We start from the raw sequence: 16,712 nt of genomic DNA, 5'->3' as shown, positions 1-16,712 counted from the left end.
GCTGTGCGACTGGCCTGCGACATCTGTCGCGCCATTTCCTGACAGCTGCGCCAACGACGGCTCTTTACCTGATGCCGCGTGGCCTCTAAAACCCGCCCGCTGCCGGATGCCTCCGGCTTCACACCACGACCACCCGCGCTCGTTTGCGGGACTGGATAGGAGATACCCGATGCTGAATTCCGTTTCCCTGACATTTCCCGATGGCTCCGTCCGCGACTATGACGCGGCGATGACCGGTGCGGGCCTCGCCGAATCGATCTCGAAGTCGCTGGCCAAGAAGGCTGTCGCCTATGCCATCGACGGCACCGTTCGCGATCTTTCCGACCCGCTTGGCAAGTCCGGCAAGGTCGAGATCATCACCCGCAGCGATCCGCGCGCGCTGGAGCTCATCCGTCATGATGCAGCACACGTGCTGGCGGAGGCCGTGCAGGAACTGTGGCCGGGAACGCAAGTGACCATCGGGCCGGTGATCGAGAACGGATTCTATTACGACTTCACCCGCAACGAGCCGTTCACGCCTGACGATTTCCCGGTGATCGAAAACAAGATGCGCGAGATCATTGCGCGTAACAAGCCGTTCACCAAGGAAGTCTGGTCGCGCGACAAGGCGAAAAAGGTCTTTGCCGAGAAGGGCGAGCGCTACAAGCTGGAACTGATCGACGCCATTCCCGAAGACCAGGATCTCAAGATCTATTCCCAGGGCGAATGGTTCGACCTCTGCCGCGGCCCGCACATGGCCTCGACCGGCCAGATCGGCAACGCCTTCAAGCTGATGAAGGTGGCCGGCGCCTATTGGCGAGGCGATTCGAACAACCCGATGCTGACCCGCATCTACGGCACGGCATGGGCCGAGCAGGCTGAACTCGATGCCTACCAGACGATGCTGGAAGAGGCCGAGAAGCGCGACCACCGCAAGCTCGGCCGCGAGATGGACCTGTTCCATTTCCAGGAAGAGGGGCCGGGCGTCGTCTTCTGGCACGCCAAGGGCTGGAAGATGTTCCAGAATCTGGTCAACTACATGCGCCGCCGCCTCGACGAGCAAGGCTACCAGGAGGTCAACGCACCGCAGGTTCTCGACAAGAGCCTGTGGGAGACGTCGGGCCACTGGGGCTGGTATCGCGATGCCATGTTCAAGGTGACGGTGGCCGGCGACGACACCGACGACGACCGCGTGTTCGCGCTGAAGCCGATGAATTGTCCGGGCCACGTGCAGATATTCAAGCATGGGTTGAAATCCTATCGCGATCTGCCCGTAAAGCTTGCGGAATTCGGCAATGTGCATCGTTACGAACCGTCCGGCGCCTTGCACGGACTGATGCGCGTGCGCGGCTTCACGCAGGACGATGCGCACATCTTCTGCACCGAGGAGCAGCTGGCCGCGGAGTGCCTGCGCATCAACGATCTGATCCTGTCGACCTACGCCGATTTCGGCTTCGACGATGTCAGCGTGAAGCTGTCGACGCGGCCGGATAAGCGGGTCGGCACCGACGAGGCCTGGGATCATGCCGAGGCGATCATGGGCAACGTGCTGGATACGATCAGGACGCGCTCGGGAAACCGCATCAAGACCTCGATCAATCCGGGCGAGGGCGCTTTCTACGGGCCGAAATTCGAATATGTGCTGAAGGACGCCATCGGCCGCGAATGGCAGTGCGGTACCACGCAGGTCGACTTCAATCTGCCGGAACGCTTTGGCGCCTTCTACATCGGTTCGGATTCGGAAAAGAAGCAGCCGGTGATGGTGCATCGCGCCATCTGCGGTTCGATGGAACGCTTTCTCGGCATCCTGATCGAGCATTATTCCGGCCATTTCCCGCTATGGTTCGCGCCGCTGCAGGTGGTTGTGGCGACGATCACCTCGGATGCTGACGACTATGCGCGAAAGGTTGTCGCACAGTTGAAGGCGGCAGGACTTTTGGCCGAACCGGATCTGCGCAACGAGAAGATCAACTACAAGGTGCGTGAGCATTCGCTGGCCAAGGTTCCTGTGATCCTCGTCTGCGGCAAGCGCGAGGCGGAGGAGGAGACAGTCAACATCCGCCGGCTCGGCTCGCGCGATCAGGAATCGCTCAAGCTGGCCGACGCGCTGAAGCTGCTTTCCGACGAGGCTGTTTCAGCCGACCGAAGGCGCAGCGCGGCCTGAGCAAACAATGTTTCGTAGAAATGGCGGTGGAGCGATCCACCGCCATTTTCACATGCCTGTCACGCCAACCTTGTAACGAGCCCCCATGCTCAAGCTGAAGATACGGGAAAGACCGTTTCCCGAACTCTCCTACGCCAATGCGAGCCAGCCGGCGCTGACGCGCTGGTTCATCCATTCCATTGAAGGTCTGTCGGGGCGCGACCGGTATGCCGCGCTCTATGATTTCTGGCGCCGCCAGGTGGCGCCGACCGGCGAGCGGGTGTTCAGCCGCATGCTGCAGCTGATCGACGTCAAGGTGCGCAGCACCGATCAGTGGCCGCCGGCGGGGCTGCCCGACACGCCGCTGGTGATCGTTGCCAACCACCCGTTCGGCATTGGCGACGGCATTGCCGTGCTGTCGCTCGTCGAGCAGCTCGGGCGTCCGTTCCGCGTCATGATCCACAAGGATCTGCTGAAGATCCGCGAGATGGAACCGTACTCGCTGCCGGTCGACTTTTCCGAGACCAAGGACGCGGTGAAGAACAACATGGCGGTGCGCCACGAGGCAGTGCGGCTGTTGAAAGAGGGCGTCACCATCGTCGTATTTCCGGCCGGCGGCGTCGCCACCGCGCCGAAAGGCTTTGGCCGGGCGCGCGACCTGCCGTGGAAGATGTTTCCGGCGCGCCTCGTGCAGGACGCCAAGGCGTCGGTGGTGCCGATGCATTTTTCCGGGCAGAACGGCCGGCTGTTCCATCTGGTCAGCGGCCCGATGAACATGGCGGAGCGCGAAGGAAGGGTGGCGAAATTCGTCGGCAAGGCGTCGCTGACGTTGCGCCTTTCAATGCTCATCCGCGAATTCGCGCGGCTGTCCGGCAAGACGATCGACGTGCGCGTCGGCAACCTGTTGAGCTGGGCCGAGCTGGAATCGCTGCGCGATCGCAAGGCGCTGCTTGAGCGTCTTCATCGCGGCGTCTTCGATCTGGCGCCCGACGCGCCGCGCGGCCGGGTCCACTTCCTGCAGCGCCGCCTGCGCAAGGCCGCCTGACGTAGCCCTGAACTACCACTTCAACTGAGGGCCAAACCGAGGCCAATGGGCGCGCCGGTCAGTCGGCGCCTTCCTCGGGATCGATGGCCGACGCCTCGGTGGCCAGGACCTCGATCTCCTGGTTCTGTCCGGCAACGACGGTGAAATCCTTCTGGTAGATGCGGTCGCGGTTCTTGGCGATGATGGTGTATTGGCCTTCGGCCAAGACCATCGAGGCGAAGGCGCCGACGGCCTCCTTGATCGGGTCGCCGGATTCGTTGAGCAGCGACCAGGATGTATCGGCGATGGCCTCGCCGCCGGTCTCGCGCACCAGCTTCATGGTCTCCTCCGCCGCGCGATGCTCGACGGTGGCTTCGGTCAGCTTGCCGGCTTCGACGCGGATGTCGGAGCGAATGACGGCATTGACCGCGCCATAGGTGGAGACGACATGATAAACGCCGGCGTTGAGCCGCACGACGCTGTTCGGCTCGACATCGGGAATGATCAAAGCGCGGTCGCCATTGGCCTCGGCGGTGCCCTCATAAATGGAGAAGCGCAGTTTTTTCGGCGGAATACGCACGCCGCCCGACAGCACCGCGTCGAGCTTGAGGCCGCCGGCATCGAGCACCAGGCTTTCGCGCTTGGCGTCCTTGCCGACGGTGATGCGCTTGGTGGCGCCGGCGCGTCCGTATGAGGCGTGGACCAGATAGCTGCCGGGTTCGAGCTGGAACACGGCGCTGCCGCCATGCGCGGAAGCCACCATCGGCAGCTTGCCGTCGCCGGCGGCCTCGGGCTTGAAGACGCGCCAGACGATGCCGCGCGTGATGTCGGCGCCCTTGTCGGTCAACTGCGCCGACAGCGTTATGGCGCCGCCGCCACCGAGTGCCAGCGGCGTCTCGCCCTTGGGCGGTGCATAGCTCGAAATATCGGGGAGTTTCAGATTGCCGATGCCGTCGGCATTCTGCGCCATGGCCATCGAGGCCGGCGCAAACAGCGCTACGGCGAGCCAAATCAGGAAAAGGCGCGATGTCCCCTCAAACATGCCTTGCGTTGAAGCCCAAGGCGGTGGCAATTTCAAGGCTTAAGAGTCCGACCGCCTTGGCAACAGGTTCTTTCGTCCGGCGCGCCCGCGCCAATGCCGGAGCCGCCCCGATCCGCAATGGCGCGCTTCAGCTCAAAATCGAGTGCTTTAGGAGACCTGGCCCCCATGGCGTCGCCGATCATCGACTTCCTGCTGACCCGAAACTCCGCACCGATTCCTGAATTGAAGGAACCGGCGCCCAGCGATGGCGATATCGCGACCATGATCGCGGCTGCAAGCCGGGTGCCCGATCACGGCCGGCTGGAGCCGTGGCGCTTCATCCTTTATCGCGGCGAGGCGCGCGTCGAGATCGGCAGGAAGCTGGCGGCGCTCGCCGAACAGCGCGAAGGACCGCTGCCGGAAAACCGCCGCAACCAGGAACTGGCTCGGTTTTCGCGTGCGCCGCTGGTGATCGGCGTGGTCTCGAGCCCGAAGGACAATCCAAAAATCCCGCAATGGGAAATGTTCCTGTCCGGCGGCATGGCGGCGATGAACCTGATGATCGCAGCCAATGCGCTGGGCTACGGCACCAACATGATCAGCAACTGGTATTCCGACGTGGCGGAGGGCAGGGCGCTGCTGGGAGTGGCGCCACAGGAACGTGTTGTCGGCTTCGTCCATATCGGCTGCTATCAGGGACCGGCGCCGGAACGGCCGCGGCCCGATCCGGCAAAGCTCTATGCCGATTATGCGGGGCCGTGGAACGGCTGACACCCGAAAGCGATTCCCCTTTATTTAAACACAGGCTAAGACAGCGGCTTCGGCGATGCGTTGGGGGTTGGCGCATCGACCATGGGGATTTTTTTGGGGGTCGCCGGCGACATGAAGAAACGAGACTTGCTGCGAACCCGGCTGCGCTATGGGTTTGACAAGAGCATGGCGGCCGGGCCGATCGCGCTGATCGGCTGGCTCGCCGTCGCTTCGCTGCTGATCATCATCGCCGCCGCGGCTTTTCTTGCGGTGACCCGCATCGCGCCGGAGGGCGGCGAACCACTGAACTTCTTCGAAGCATTCTGGGAATCGCTGATGCGCACGCTCGATTCCGGCACGATGGGCGGCGACACCGGCTGGGCCTTTCGTCTCGTCATGCTCTTTGTCACGCTCGCCGGCATCTTCGTCGTGTCGGCCCTCATCGGCGTGCTCAGCGCCGGCGTCGACAGCAAGCTCGATGAATTGCGCAAGGGCCGTTCGCGGGTGCTGGAGAGCGACCACACCATCATCCTCAACTGGTCGCCGTCGATCTTCGACGTCATCTCCGAACTCGTCATTGCCAATGCCAGCCGCCGCCATCCGCGCATTGTCGTCATGGCCAATATGGACAAGGTGGCGATGGAGGACGAGATCGCCGCCAAAGTCGGCAGACTGGGCAATACACGCATCATCTGCCGCAGCGGCGACCCGACCGACCTCTACGATCTGGCCATCGTCAACCCGCAGACCTCGCGCTCGATCATCGTGCTGTCGCCGGACGGCGACGACCCGGATTCGCAGGTGATCAAGACGGTGCTGGCGCTGGCCAACGACCCGAACCGGCGCACGGCGCCCTATAACATCGCCGCCGAGATCCGCGACGGAAAGAACGCCGAGGTTGCCCGCGTCGTCGGCGGGGCCGAGGTACAGCTTGTCCTGGCCGACCAGCTGATCTCGCGCATCGTCGTGCATTCGAGCCGGCAGTCGGGTCTCAGCGGCGTCTATTCGGAGCTGCTCGATTTCGACGGCTGCGAAATCTACACGACCGAGCAGCCTGATCTCACCGGCAAGACCTTCGGCGAGGCAGTGATGGCGTATGAGCATTGCACGCTGATCGGGCTCTGCGACCAGCAGGGGCGCGTCAATCTCAACCCGCCGTCGGAGCTGGTAATCGGCAAGGACATGCGCGCCATCATCATTGCCGAGGACGATGCCGCCATCAAGCTGGGAAGCGCCGGGGCCAAGATCGAAGCCGCGGCAATCCTTCGCCATCAGCCTGTCGAGGCGAAGCCGGAGCGCACGCTGATCCTTGGCTGGAACCGGCGCGGTCCGATCATCACCTATGAACTGTCGCGCTACGTCGCACCTGGGTCAATCCTGACCATCGCCGCCGATACGCCTGGCCTCGAGCAGGAAGTTGCCGGACTGCCGGTCGTCGGCGACAATCTGGCGGTTTCCTGCCGCATCACCGACACGTCGAGCAGAACAGCACTGGCAAGTCTGGACGTGCCTTCTTACGACCACGTGCTCGTCCTCGGCTACAGCGAGACCATGGCAGCGCAGCCCGCCGATACGCGCACGCTGGTGACGCTGCTGCATTTGCGCAAAATCGCAGACGATGCCGGCACGCATATCTCGATTGTCAGCGAAATGATCGACGTGCGCAACCGCGAGTTGGCGGCGGTGACCAAGGCCGATGATTTCGTCGTCAGCAACAGGCTGGTCAGCCTGATGCTGGCGCAGGCATCCGAGAACCAGCATCTCGCCGCGATCTTCGATGACCTGCTCGACGAGGAGGGCTCCGAAATCTACATGCGTCCGGTCGGCGACTATGTCGCCATCGACCATCCGGTGACGTTCTGGACGATCGCGGAATCGGCGCGTCTGCGCGGCGAGATCGCCATCGGGCATAGGCGCGTTCGCGCTGCGCAGAATGATGAGCGGGCTCTGGGCGGCGTCACCGTCAACCCTTTGAAGTCGCAAGCGCTGGCCTACCTGCCGGAGGACCGGGTCATCGTGCTGGCGCGGGACTAAACCCCGACTGCCTTGGCGCGAGCCAGAAGCCGTTCGGCGAGCCTGAGATGCGGCCGGTCATACATCTTGCCGTCAATGCCGACCACGCCGGGATTTCCGGCCGCCTCGAAGGCCGCGACGATGGCCTGCGAGCGTTGCACTGCCTCCGCCGATGGCGTGAAGGCGGCGTTGATGACCGGCACTTGCGCCGGATGGATCGCCATCTTGCCGGTAAAGCCGTCACGCTCGGCCTCCGTGCATTCGGCTTCGAAGGCGGCCATGTCGCGAAAGGCGGGGAAAACCGTGTCGATCGCCGCGACTTCAGCTGCGCCGGCGGCAAGGATGGTCATGGTGCGGGCAAGGCGGAAGACATCGGTGTAGCGGCCGTTGTCGTCGCGCGCAGCCTGCGCGCCGATCGCCGCCGACAGATCTTCGGCACCCCAGGTGAGGCCGGCAAGCCTGGCGCTTGCCCCGGCATAGGTCGCGGCGGCCAGCAACCCAGCAGCGGTCTCGGTAATGATCGGCAGGATCTTGATCGCGCCATCCGGCAATCCGTTTTCGGCCTCATGTACGCGGAGCTTTACGGATAGCTGCTGGACATCCTGGCCGCTGTTCGACTTCGGCAGCATGATGCCGTCGGGTTTGACCGGAACCAGGACGGCCAGATCATCGTCGGTCAACCCGGTCGATAGGTCGTTGACTCTGATATAGATGGCGGAGCTTGTCTGCTGCCTGTTGCCGGCAATAAAGCGTGCTGCGATGTCGCGTGCCGACGGCTTGTTTTGTGGCGCCACGGAATCCTCAAGGTCGACGATGACCACGTCGGCGCCGGCGCCAAAACCCTTCTCCAGTTTCTTTTTGGAATCCCCGGGCACAAACAGCAGCGAGCGCATCAGGCCGCCTTTTTCATCATCATCGCCTGGCGCGTGCATTTGGCAACGAGCACATCGTTCTGATTGTAGGCGTGATGCTCGAACTCGACGATGCCGCGGTCCGGCTTCGATTTCGAGTCCCTGACTGAGAGCACCGTCGTTTCGACACGGATGGTGTCGCCGTGGAAGACCGGGTGCGGAAACACCGTCTCCTTCATGCCGAGATTGGCAATTGTGGTGCCGACGGTGATGTCATTGACGGAAATGCCGATCATCAGGCCGAGCGTGAACAGCGAATTGACCAGCGGTCTGCCCCATTCGCTCTTGGCGGCGAAGTCGAAGTCGATGTGCAGCGGCTGCGGGTTCAGCGTCATCACCGAGAACAGCATGTTATCGCTTTCGGTGACGGTCTTGCGCAGCGTGTGCCGAAAGACATGTCCGACGACGAACTCTTCGAGATAAAGCCCGGGCATCGTTTTTCTCCTCCGCTGCCTGACGGTTGATAGGCGCTGCCCATGCCACCCGCAAGCCAGTTAATAAACATGGTGAACCGTTCGTAAACCATTTCTGCCTAGGGTCATTCCTGGGGCCGGAAGCTTTCCGGCAAGGGGCGTAGCAGGCAGTATGGTTGTCTCGCATTTTCTCAAATGGATCTACACCGCGAGAGTTTCGGAGCGCGCCGCGGCGGCGAGCGCGCTGGCCCGCGCCTACGTCAATTCCGACCTGCCTTTCGAAGACCGTTGCGCGGCCGAAGCGGCGCTGACGCTGCTGCTCGACGACGCCTCGTCGAAGGTGCGGCTGGCTATGGCCGAAGCGCTGTCGATGAGCCATCACGCGCCGCTGCAGATCATCAGCGCGCTTGCCTCCGATCAGCCGGAAGTGGCAGCCCTGGTGCTGGCGCGCTCCCCGCTGCTGACGGACGCCGACCTGATCGACCGCGTCGCGGCCGGGCACAAGGCGACGCAAAACTGATCGCCGACCGGCCGGTCGTTTCGATGGCGGTTGCCGCGGCGATCGCCGAGATCGGCGAACCGGAAGCGTGTGCGGCGTTGCTCGCCAATGACGGCGCCGACATAGCCTCGCTCTCCTTCCGCCGCATCGCCGAACGGCATGGCCATATCGCTCATTTGCGCGAGGCAATGGTCACGGATGTGCGGCTGCCGGCCGACTGCCGGCACATGCTACTGGTCAAGCTCGGCGAAACGCTGAAGGCTTCGCCGCTGGTGATGGCGCTGATGGGGGCGGCCAGAGCCGAGCGCGTCACGCGCGATGCTTGCGTCAAGGCTTCGGTGCGGCTGGTCGAAGGCACGCGCGCGGAGGAACATGCGGCACTCATCGAACATCTGCGCCTGCGCGGCGACCTGACCGCAAGTTTCATCATCCGCACCATTGCCCACGGCAAGGTCGACTTTTTCGGCTCGGCCCTGGTCGCGCTCAGCCAGCAGTCGGAGCAGCGGGTGCGGGCCTTGCTCGCCGGCGGCCAGGACGTTGCGTTGCAGGCGCTGTTCCGCAGCGCCGGCCTTGCCGCTTCCACCCATGGCATCATCCTGCGCGCGCTCAAGATCTGGCGCGAAGTCGCCAACGGCAAGCGCCTCGCCGGCGTGCAGGAAGTCAGCTGGCTGATGCTGAAGGAACTCGGAGGTCAATCCACTGAGGGCGATCTCGCCGGCCTGGTCAAGTCGATCCATCTCGACGCGCTGCGGGAAAACGCGCGCGGGCATGCGCTGGCGATAGCCGCGGCCTGACGCCCTAGCCACGGTCCCTGGTGAAGAAATCCGGGAAATCCTCGATCGCGGCGGCGATGATGCGCAGCGAGGCTGCGATCTGCAGCATATCCGCACCGCCGCTGCGCTCTGAAAGGCTGGCTGCATATTGCCGGGCCACAGTGACAGTTGCTGTCTGTGGATCGCCGGTTGCGCGAAAGAGCAGTTCACGCGCGAGGCCGCGCAGGAAATTGGCGATCGAGAGCGCGGTGTCGGCAGGAGTGGACGGGCTCTGCTGCGCGGCGCGCAGGCGCAGGATTTCGAGGCCGACGGTAACGGCGGCGACCCCGCCGCCCAGGATCGCATCGCCTTTCCTGCCGGCATTTTGCAAGAGCGGCATCAGCTGGTTGATGCGGTCATAGGCCAGACTCTCGAAGGCCGAACGCCGCGGTACCCGCTCATGCAGGCACAGCCGGGCCAGATCCTCGCGCATGGCGCGAACGATGCGGTTGGCCGCGCGCCATGGATCCACCGGCAGCACCACGATGAAGACGCAGATAGCCAGCAGGATCCCGACCAGCACCGACGCCGAGCCGGCGAAGAACGGGCCTGGGGCATAAGTCATCGCCTGATGCGGGCTGAGGAAGGCGAGGAAATTGATGGCAAAGGCCGTTGCCACGCCGACGGTGCGCGGATTGGCCATTCCCAGCGCCGTCGGTACCAGGATCGGCACGACAAACAGCGTGAACCAGCCGAAGCCGGGCAAAGCAGGCAGCGCGACCTGGCCGACAAGGAAGGCAAAGGGCAAAGCCAGCAGCGTTCCCTTGAAGAAGCCCCAGGACACCCGCACCGGGTCAGGCCGCGCGGCGAAAAGACTGGAGACGACGGCAACGAGGATGACGGTGCCGGCCGCATCGGACCATTTCGTCGTCAGCCAGAAGGCGGCGACCGCCAGCGTGGCAAGGGCGGCGCGTATGGCATTGCGCGAAGCCCCGGGATAATCGCGATGCACCACCAGCGCGGGCAGCTGCCTGTTGCTCCGGCTCGGGCGCGTCACCGGTGCGCGCAGGGCGTCGAGGCCGCGCAGCACCTGCTTGAAGGCTTCGGCGAAATCGGCGGCGATGGTGAGGCGCGTGATGGTGCCGACCCTGTCGTCGCCCTGATCGGTCGAGGCGTCGGGCATTTGCCGGGCCTTGCCGGCAATCGCGTCGAGCCGCGTCACCCAGGGCGACGTGTCGTCCAGCGCCTCCGGCGTGGCTGCCAGCTCGCTGACCAGCGACTGCAGTTCGGAGCGCACCGGAATGAGGGCTGCGCTTTTCGGCGCGGCATGCGAATGCAGCGCGCGTGCCGCCGACAGCGCCGAGAGAAGCTGACCGATGGTTAGGCGGACCGGATGGGCGCGGGTGGCGAAGCTCGGTGCTTCGAGCCGGGCATAGGCGCGCATCTCGGCCAGCATCTGGGCGTCGGTGATCAGCTTGCGGTGCAGGCCGGCCAGCGTCGCCGGGTCGCCACCGGAAAAAGCGCCGCCTGCATAGGTTGCAAGGTCGAGGATGCTGCGCTTCAGCCTGGAGATGATGGCGTCAGCGGCCAGCTTGGGCAGGATCAGCCGGCTGGTCAGGCCGGCGCAGACGATGCCGAGCACGATCTCGGCGCAGCGCGCGACAGCGAGATCGACGACCACGTGCGGCTGGCCGAAAGCCGGCAGCCCAATGATCATCGCGGTATAGCCGGCAAGTGCGGCGCCATAGGCTTCCGGATTGCGCAGCAGCGACGAAACCAGCGTGCACAGCCCAATCCAGACGGACAGCGCCGTGACCAGCAGCCAGGGATTGGTGCCGAAAACCGAGGTGATGCCGATCGCCGCAAGTCCACCGGCCAGCGTGCCGAGCAGCCGGTAAAAACCTTTCGCCAGCACCATGCCGGCGACCGGCTGGGCGACGATGAAGACCGTCATCATCGCCCATTGCGGGTGGTCGAGTTTCAACGCGTAAGCAGCGAGAAGCGCGATCAGACCGGCCGAAACCGTGCGCAGGGCGAAAATCCAATCCGAGCGCGTCGGCTGCGTCAGGCCCGCCAAACTGGTTTCGAAGTAGCTCTTCAGCCGCGCCCGGATCACAAGCTGGTCTCCGTATCGGAAGTGCAGGCTAGAGCAATTCCAGGAAAAGTTTGAAACGGTTTTCCGCCCGGAACTGCGTCAAAACGAAGAGTCGGCCGGCGCTCAGATATCCAGCACTTCCGTCGCGGCGAATTCGGCGCGTTCCTGGATGAAGCGGAAGCGGGCTTCCGGCTTGGTGCCCATCAGCGCGTCGACAGCATCCTTGGTCGCCGCCACGGCGTCGATGACATCGACCCGGAGCAGCGTGCGCTTCCTCGGGTCCATGGTGGTTTCCTTGAGCTGCGCGGCCATCATTTCGCCCAAGCCCTTGAAACGGCCGATCTCGACTTTGGCGCGGCCGGTGAATTCGGTGCGCAACAGCTCGTCCTTGTGCGCATCGTCCCTGGCATAGGCAACCTTGCCGCCTTGCCGGATCGAATAGAGCGGCGGCACCGCCAGATAGAGATGGCCGCCATTCACCAGGTTCGGCATTTCCTGGTAGAAGAAGGTGATCAGCAGCGAGGCTATGTGAGCGCCGTCGACGTCGGCGTCGGTCATGATGATCACGCGGTCGTAGCGCAAATCCTCGTCGCGGTATTTCGAGCGCGTGCCGCAACCGAGCGCCTGAATCAGGTCCGAAATCTGCTGGTTGGCGGCTAGCTTGTCGTTGCCGGCGCTGGCGACGTTGAGGATTTTTCCGCGCAGCGGCAGCACCGCCTGGCTGGCGCGGTCGCGCGCCTGCTTGGCCGAGCCGCCGGCCGAGTCGCCTTCGACGATGAACAGTTCGGCGCCCGCGGCGGCATTCTGCGTGCAGTCGGCGAGCTTGCCGGGAAGGCGCAGCTTGCGCACCGCGCTCTTGCGCGACACTTCCTTTTCCTGGCGCCGGCGCACCCGCTCGTCGGCGCGCGCAATCACCCATTCCAGCAGCTTGGAGGCTTCCTGCGGATTGTCGGCCAGCCAGTGGTCGAAGGGATCGCGGATGGCGGTCTCGACAATGCGAATGGCTTCGATCGTTGCCAGCCTGTCCTTGGTCTGGCCGACGAATTCCGGCTCGCGAATAAACACCGACAGCATGCCTGCCGCCGAGATCATCACGTCTTCGGAGGTGACGATCGAGGCGCGCTTGTTGCCGACCAGGTCGGCATAGGCCCGAAGCCCGCGCGTCAGCACATTGCGAAAGCCGGCCTCATGCGTGCCGCCTTCGCCGGTCGGGATTGTGTTGCAGTAGGAGTTGACGAAGCCGTCACCGCCGAACCAGGTCACCGCCCATTCCAGCGAACCGTGGCCGCCCTGCTTCTCGCTCTTGCCGGCGAAGATTTCGCGGGTCACCTGGAAATCATCGCCGAGCGATGCCTTGAGATAGTCCTTCAAGCCGCCGGGGAAATGGAACTCCGCCTTGGCCGGCGTCTGGTCCTTTTCCTTGATCAGCGATGGGTCGCAGCTCCAGCGGATCTCGACGCCGCCGAACAGATAGGCTTTCGAGCGGGTCATGCGATAGAGCCGCGCCGGCTCGAAGGCGGCGCCCTTGCCGAAAATCTGCTCGTCGGGATGGAAGCGGATTTTGGTGCCGCGCCGGTTGTGCACTTCGCCGAGCTGCTCCAGCCCGCTCACCGGAACGCCGCGCGAGAACCTTTGGCGGTAAAGCTGGCGACCGCGCGCGACCTCGACTTCGAGATGGTCCGACAGCGCATTGACGACCGAGACGCCGACACCGTGCAGACCGCCGGAGGTCTCATAGACCTTGCTATCGAACTTGCCGCCCGAATGCAGCGTCGTCATGATGACTTCGAGCGCCGGTTTCTTGAATTTCGGATGCGGATCGACCGGAATGCCGCGGCCATTGTCGGTGACGGTCAGAAATCCGTCGGCCGACAGCTCGACATCGATGAAGGTGGCATGGCCGGCGACCGCCTCGTCCATCGAATTATCGATGACCTCGGCAAACAGATGGTGCATCGCCTTGTCGTCGGTGCCGCCAATATACATGCCGGGACGGCGCCGCACCGGCTCCAGCCCCTCCAGCACCTCGATGTCGGCGGCGCTATAGCCCTCGCTGCCGTCCTTGGTCGCGGCAGGACGCTTCGTGGCCTGCACCAGCGGGTCGGCCGGGCGCGAAGGTGTCCGAGCCGGTTGGGGCTGCTTTTCCAGATTGCCGAAAAGATCGTTGTTGTCGTCCATGCCTACCATAGAATCCGGTGCCGCGAATCACCCGTCGATACTGCCACGCTTTTCGGCGCCAAGCGACGGAAGTTCCTGTTACGTTCGGGGATTAAACCCTTCTTATCCTAAAACCTTTCGATAACCAAGCCGGCGGAAATAGGTCCGTGCGGAGCGGCCGCGATTCCTGAATCTTTAACAAAGCGGCCTAGCGTAGCCTCAACAAAACAAAAGACCACGAATGTCAGGGGTTGGTTGTGAGGGGCAAGGCCATAACGATGATTGGCATCGCTGCCGTCTTCGGCGCGATTTCAATCTTTGCTGCGGATTTCTGGGTGAAAAGCCAGGCCAAGGCCGATGCCGAAGAGAAAACGGCGTCGATCCCGGCGCCCGCCGTCCCCAAGGTCGTCTTCAAGACCATCGTGGTGGCCAACGCGCCGCTGCGTTACGGCATGGAGCTTGACCGGGCGCAGCTCAGCGAAATCCCATGGTCCGAGGATTCGGTGCCGCAGGGCGCGTTCACCACAGTCAATGCGTTGCTCGCCGAAGGCAGCCGCGTGGTATTGTCGCCGATCGAGATCAACGAGCCGGTGCTGATCAGCAAATTGTCGGGGCCGAACGGCCGCGCGACGCTATCCAACATGATGACGCCCGGCATGCGGGCGGTGACAATCCGCACCGACGAGATCGCCGGTGTCGGCGGCTTCGTCATGCCGGGCGACCGGGTCGACGTGGTGCTGACACGCGATGCGGGCGAAATCCAGGAAGTGGCCAAGAACGCGCAGGGCGCTGCCGGATCGACCGTTACCTCCGAGATCGTCGTCTCCGACGCCAAGGTGCTGACCGTGGGGCAGGGCGCCGACGAGCGCCAGACCACACCGCAGATCGCCAATTCCGTCACCATCGAGGTGACGACCGAAGGCGCGCAGAAAGTGGCGCTTGCCCGCACCGTCGGCACCTTATCGCTGTCGCTCCGCTCGGCCGCAGACGGAGGGGCCGCCAAGGACGGCGTCACCACCATCTCGTCCTTCGGCGGGTCGGTCGCCTCCGGCGTCCAGGCCGCTGCCGGCGCGCTGTTCACTGCCGCGACCAAGGAGCCTGAGAAGCCGAAATTCAAGACGATCATCGTGACGCGCGGCACGCAGGTCGAAGAATACCAGGTTCCTGCGCGGGACCAGCAATAACTGCCGGTGGGGACCGGGCGAGGGGCGGGACAAATGTCGGGACTTCATGCATTTCGAACGACGAAAGGGCTGCGCCCAATGCGGGCGCTTGCGGTGGGGGCTTGCCTTGCCGCGGCCGTAATGCTCGGCCTCAGCGCGCCAGCCAAGGCCGACAACGATATCGTCCATGTCTCGTCGACAACGAATGCGTCGATCAAGGTGGCCAAGGGCAAGCCGAAGACGGTCATGACCAATGCCGCCTTCTACCAGATCGTGATCGGCGATCCGGAGATCGCCAACGTCAATCCGCTGACCGACAAATCCTTCTATGTGCTGGGCAACAATCTCGGCACCACCGGCATCGCGCTGTTCGACGAGAACAAGCAGCTGGTCGGCACCGTAGATATCGAGGTGACGCTGGACACCGACCAGCTGGCCAGCACCATTCGCGCCAGCGTGCCGGACGCCAAGATCAAGGTCGGCTCGGCCAATGGCCGCGTCGTGCTGTCGGGCGAGGCCGATGACGCGGTCGCCGCCGAGAAGGCAAGCAAGATCGCCAGCCGCTTCTCCGGCAATGAAGAAGTGATCAATTCGGTCAACATCTCGTCCTCGCAGCAGGTTCAGCTCAACGTTCGCTTCGTCGAGATCAATCGCCAGGCCGGACAGGATCTCGGCGCCAAATACAGCGCCAATTTCGCTTACGGCATTGGCGGGCGCGACGTCACCCTCGATCCTGGCACGGTGCCGGGAGCCGGCAATGGCGAGATCATCGGCCGGCTGCTGTCCAACGGCCTGTCGATCGACGTCGCCATCAAGGCGCTGGAGGAACGTGGTCTCGCCAGGCGGCTGGCCGAGCCGAACCTGATCGCCCGCTCGGGCCAGACGGCAAGCTTCCTCGCCGGCGGCGAGTTCCCGATCCCGGTCTCCGAGGACAATGGCAAGATTTCCGTCAGCTACAAGAAATACGGCGTCAGCCTCGACTTCACGCCGACGGTTCTCAAGGACGGGCTGGTGAGCCTCGACATCGCGCCGGAAGTGTCCTCGATCGACGCTTCGGCCTCCTACAATATCGGCAATATCTCGGTCCCGGGCTTTATCGTGCGCCGCGCCAAAACATCCGTCGACCTGAAGAATGGCCAGAGCTTCATGATCGCCGGCCTGCTGCAGTCACAGAACGACATTACCACATCGCGTCTTCCCGGCCTCGGCAAGCTGCCGGTGCTCGGCTCGCTGTTCTCCTCCAAATCCTATCAGCGGCGCGAGACCGATCTGGTGATCATCGTCACCCCCTATCTGGTCAAGCCGGTCGATCCGTCGAAGAAGCTGCTCGAGCCGACCGACGGCACGCAGCCGGCCAGCAATGTCGACTATTTCCTCAACAACACCGAGGAAGTGAAATCGTCCGAAGCCAATCGTGCAGTGGCAATGGCCAGCGGCAGTACGGCACAGCCGGCCGCGGTCACCACCGTCGGGCATTTCCTCGACCTGCCGAAGGATTGAAGCCATGCGCGTGGAATCATGCATCGCCCTGCTGATCGCCGGCCTCGCCGGCGGCTGCACCAGCGACGACTATGTCCGCTCCGAGGGACCGACGATTGCCGCCGGCAACGCACAGGCCGCCAATACGGCCATGCAGATGGTCGATCCCTGGAAATACGGCGTCCAGAACACCAGGCTGCTGGTGCCGGCGCAGCGCAGTGAGGCGGCGGTCAACGCCGCCGACCAGGCTGCTGCCGCCAAGGCCGTGCAACCGACAGCGACAACCGATTGATTTGCCCGGTGATTTGACCGG

General features: G+C 63.8%; 12 protein-coding genes and 1 pseudogene. 8 read left to right on the top strand and 5 right to left on the bottom strand.

The features are described from left to right. The first annotated feature begins 169 nt into the window (after positions 1–169). Both thrS and NKL06_RS28455 read left to right on the top strand, forming a co-directional pair. The gene (gene thrS / locus NKL06_RS28460) at positions 170–2,143 is read left to right on the top strand and encodes a threonine--tRNA ligase (RefSeq protein ID WP_023691134.1); all 1,974 of its coding nucleotides are present in this window, start codon (positions 170–172) and stop codon (positions 2,141–2,143) included. Positions 2,144–2,228: 85 nt separating this feature from the next. Beyond that, on the top strand, positions 2,229–3,167 hold the full coding sequence (locus NKL06_RS28455) for a lysophospholipid acyltransferase family protein (protein ID WP_023691135.1): 939 nt from the start codon (positions 2,229–2,231) through the stop codon (positions 3,165–3,167). A gap of 58 nt (positions 3,168–3,225) precedes the next feature. Here the strand turns inward: NKL06_RS28455 and NKL06_RS28450 are convergent, their stop codons facing one another. Then, positions 3,226–4,188, bottom strand: a complete 963-nt coding sequence (locus NKL06_RS28450) for an RgsD C-terminal domain-containing protein (RefSeq protein ID WP_023691136.1) — start codon at positions 4,186–4,188, stop codon at positions 3,226–3,228. A 165-nt stretch (positions 4,189–4,353) separates the two neighbouring features. Between NKL06_RS28450 and NKL06_RS28445 the strand changes: the two genes are divergently transcribed. Further along, entirely contained in the window at positions 4,354–4,938 is a 585-nt protein-coding gene (locus NKL06_RS28445; protein ID WP_023723386.1) for a nitroreductase family protein, read from the top strand. 111 nt (positions 4,939–5,049) lie between these two features. Continuing rightward, complete coding sequence (locus NKL06_RS28440; RefSeq protein WP_023691139.1) at positions 5,050–6,951, top strand: CASTOR/POLLUX-related putative ion channel; 1,902 nt, start codon at positions 5,050–5,052, stop codon at positions 6,949–6,951. Here the strand turns inward: NKL06_RS28440 and NKL06_RS28435 are convergent. After that, positions 6,948–7,823, bottom strand: a complete 876-nt coding sequence (locus NKL06_RS28435; RefSeq protein ID WP_023691140.1) for an HpcH/HpaI aldolase/citrate lyase family protein — start codon at positions 7,821–7,823, stop codon at positions 6,948–6,950. The two genes, NKL06_RS28440 and NKL06_RS28435, sit on opposite strands and share 4 nt — an antisense overlap. Beyond that, positions 7,823–8,335, bottom strand: a complete 513-nt coding sequence (locus tag NKL06_RS28430) for a MaoC family dehydratase (protein WP_444848965.1) — start codon at positions 8,333–8,335, stop codon at positions 7,823–7,825. Before NKL06_RS28430 ends, NKL06_RS28435 begins: the two co-directional genes overlap by 1 nt. A 91-nt stretch (positions 8,336–8,426) precedes the next feature. Between NKL06_RS28430 and NKL06_RS28425 the strand changes: the two are divergent. Continuing rightward, positions 8,427–9,547 (top strand): annotated as a pseudogene (locus tag NKL06_RS28425) (DUF2336 domain-containing protein). A 4-nt stretch (positions 9,548–9,551) separates the two neighbouring features. Here NKL06_RS28425 and NKL06_RS28420 read toward each other — a convergent pair. Both NKL06_RS28420 and parE read right to left on the bottom strand, forming a co-directional pair. Beyond that, positions 9,552–11,621: an FUSC family protein gene (locus tag NKL06_RS28420; RefSeq protein WP_023807359.1), complete on the bottom strand. Its 2,070-nt coding sequence runs from the start codon at positions 11,619–11,621 to the stop codon at positions 9,552–9,554. A gap of 102 nt (positions 11,622–11,723) precedes the next feature. Further along, the gene (gene parE / locus NKL06_RS28415; protein WP_023691142.1) at positions 11,724–13,778 is read right to left on the bottom strand and encodes a DNA topoisomerase IV subunit B; all 2,055 of its coding nucleotides are present in this window, start codon (positions 13,776–13,778) and stop codon (positions 11,724–11,726) included. A 257-nt stretch (positions 13,779–14,035) separates the two neighbouring features. Here parE and cpaB point away from each other — a divergent pair, with 257 nt between their 5' ends. From cpaB to NKL06_RS28400, 3 genes are all read left to right on the top strand, one after another. Then, positions 14,036–14,941, top strand: coding sequence for a Flp pilus assembly protein CpaB (gene cpaB, locus NKL06_RS28410; RefSeq protein WP_023681601.1), 906 nt, complete (start codon positions 14,036–14,038; stop codon positions 14,939–14,941). A 78-nt stretch (positions 14,942–15,019) separates the two neighbouring features. Beyond that, positions 15,020–16,420 carry a type II and III secretion system protein family protein gene (locus NKL06_RS28405; protein ID WP_031208075.1) on the top strand — a complete coding sequence of 467 codons (1,401 nt, stop codon included), beginning with the start codon at positions 15,020–15,022 and terminating at the stop codon, positions 16,418–16,420. A gap of 4 nt (positions 16,421–16,424) precedes the next feature. Further along, positions 16,425–16,691 carry a hypothetical protein gene (locus tag NKL06_RS28400; protein ID WP_023667602.1) on the top strand — a complete coding sequence of 89 codons (267 nt, stop codon included), beginning with the start codon at positions 16,425–16,427 and terminating at the stop codon, positions 16,689–16,691. Positions 16,692–16,712: the final 21 nt, after the last annotated feature.

The organism is Mesorhizobium sp. C268A (assembly GCF_040324475.1).
Classification (GTDB): domain Bacteria; phylum Pseudomonadota; class Alphaproteobacteria; order Rhizobiales; family Rhizobiaceae; genus Mesorhizobium.
Note: the sequence above shows the minus strand (reverse complement) of the source record. Positions and strands in the feature narration are given on the sequence as shown.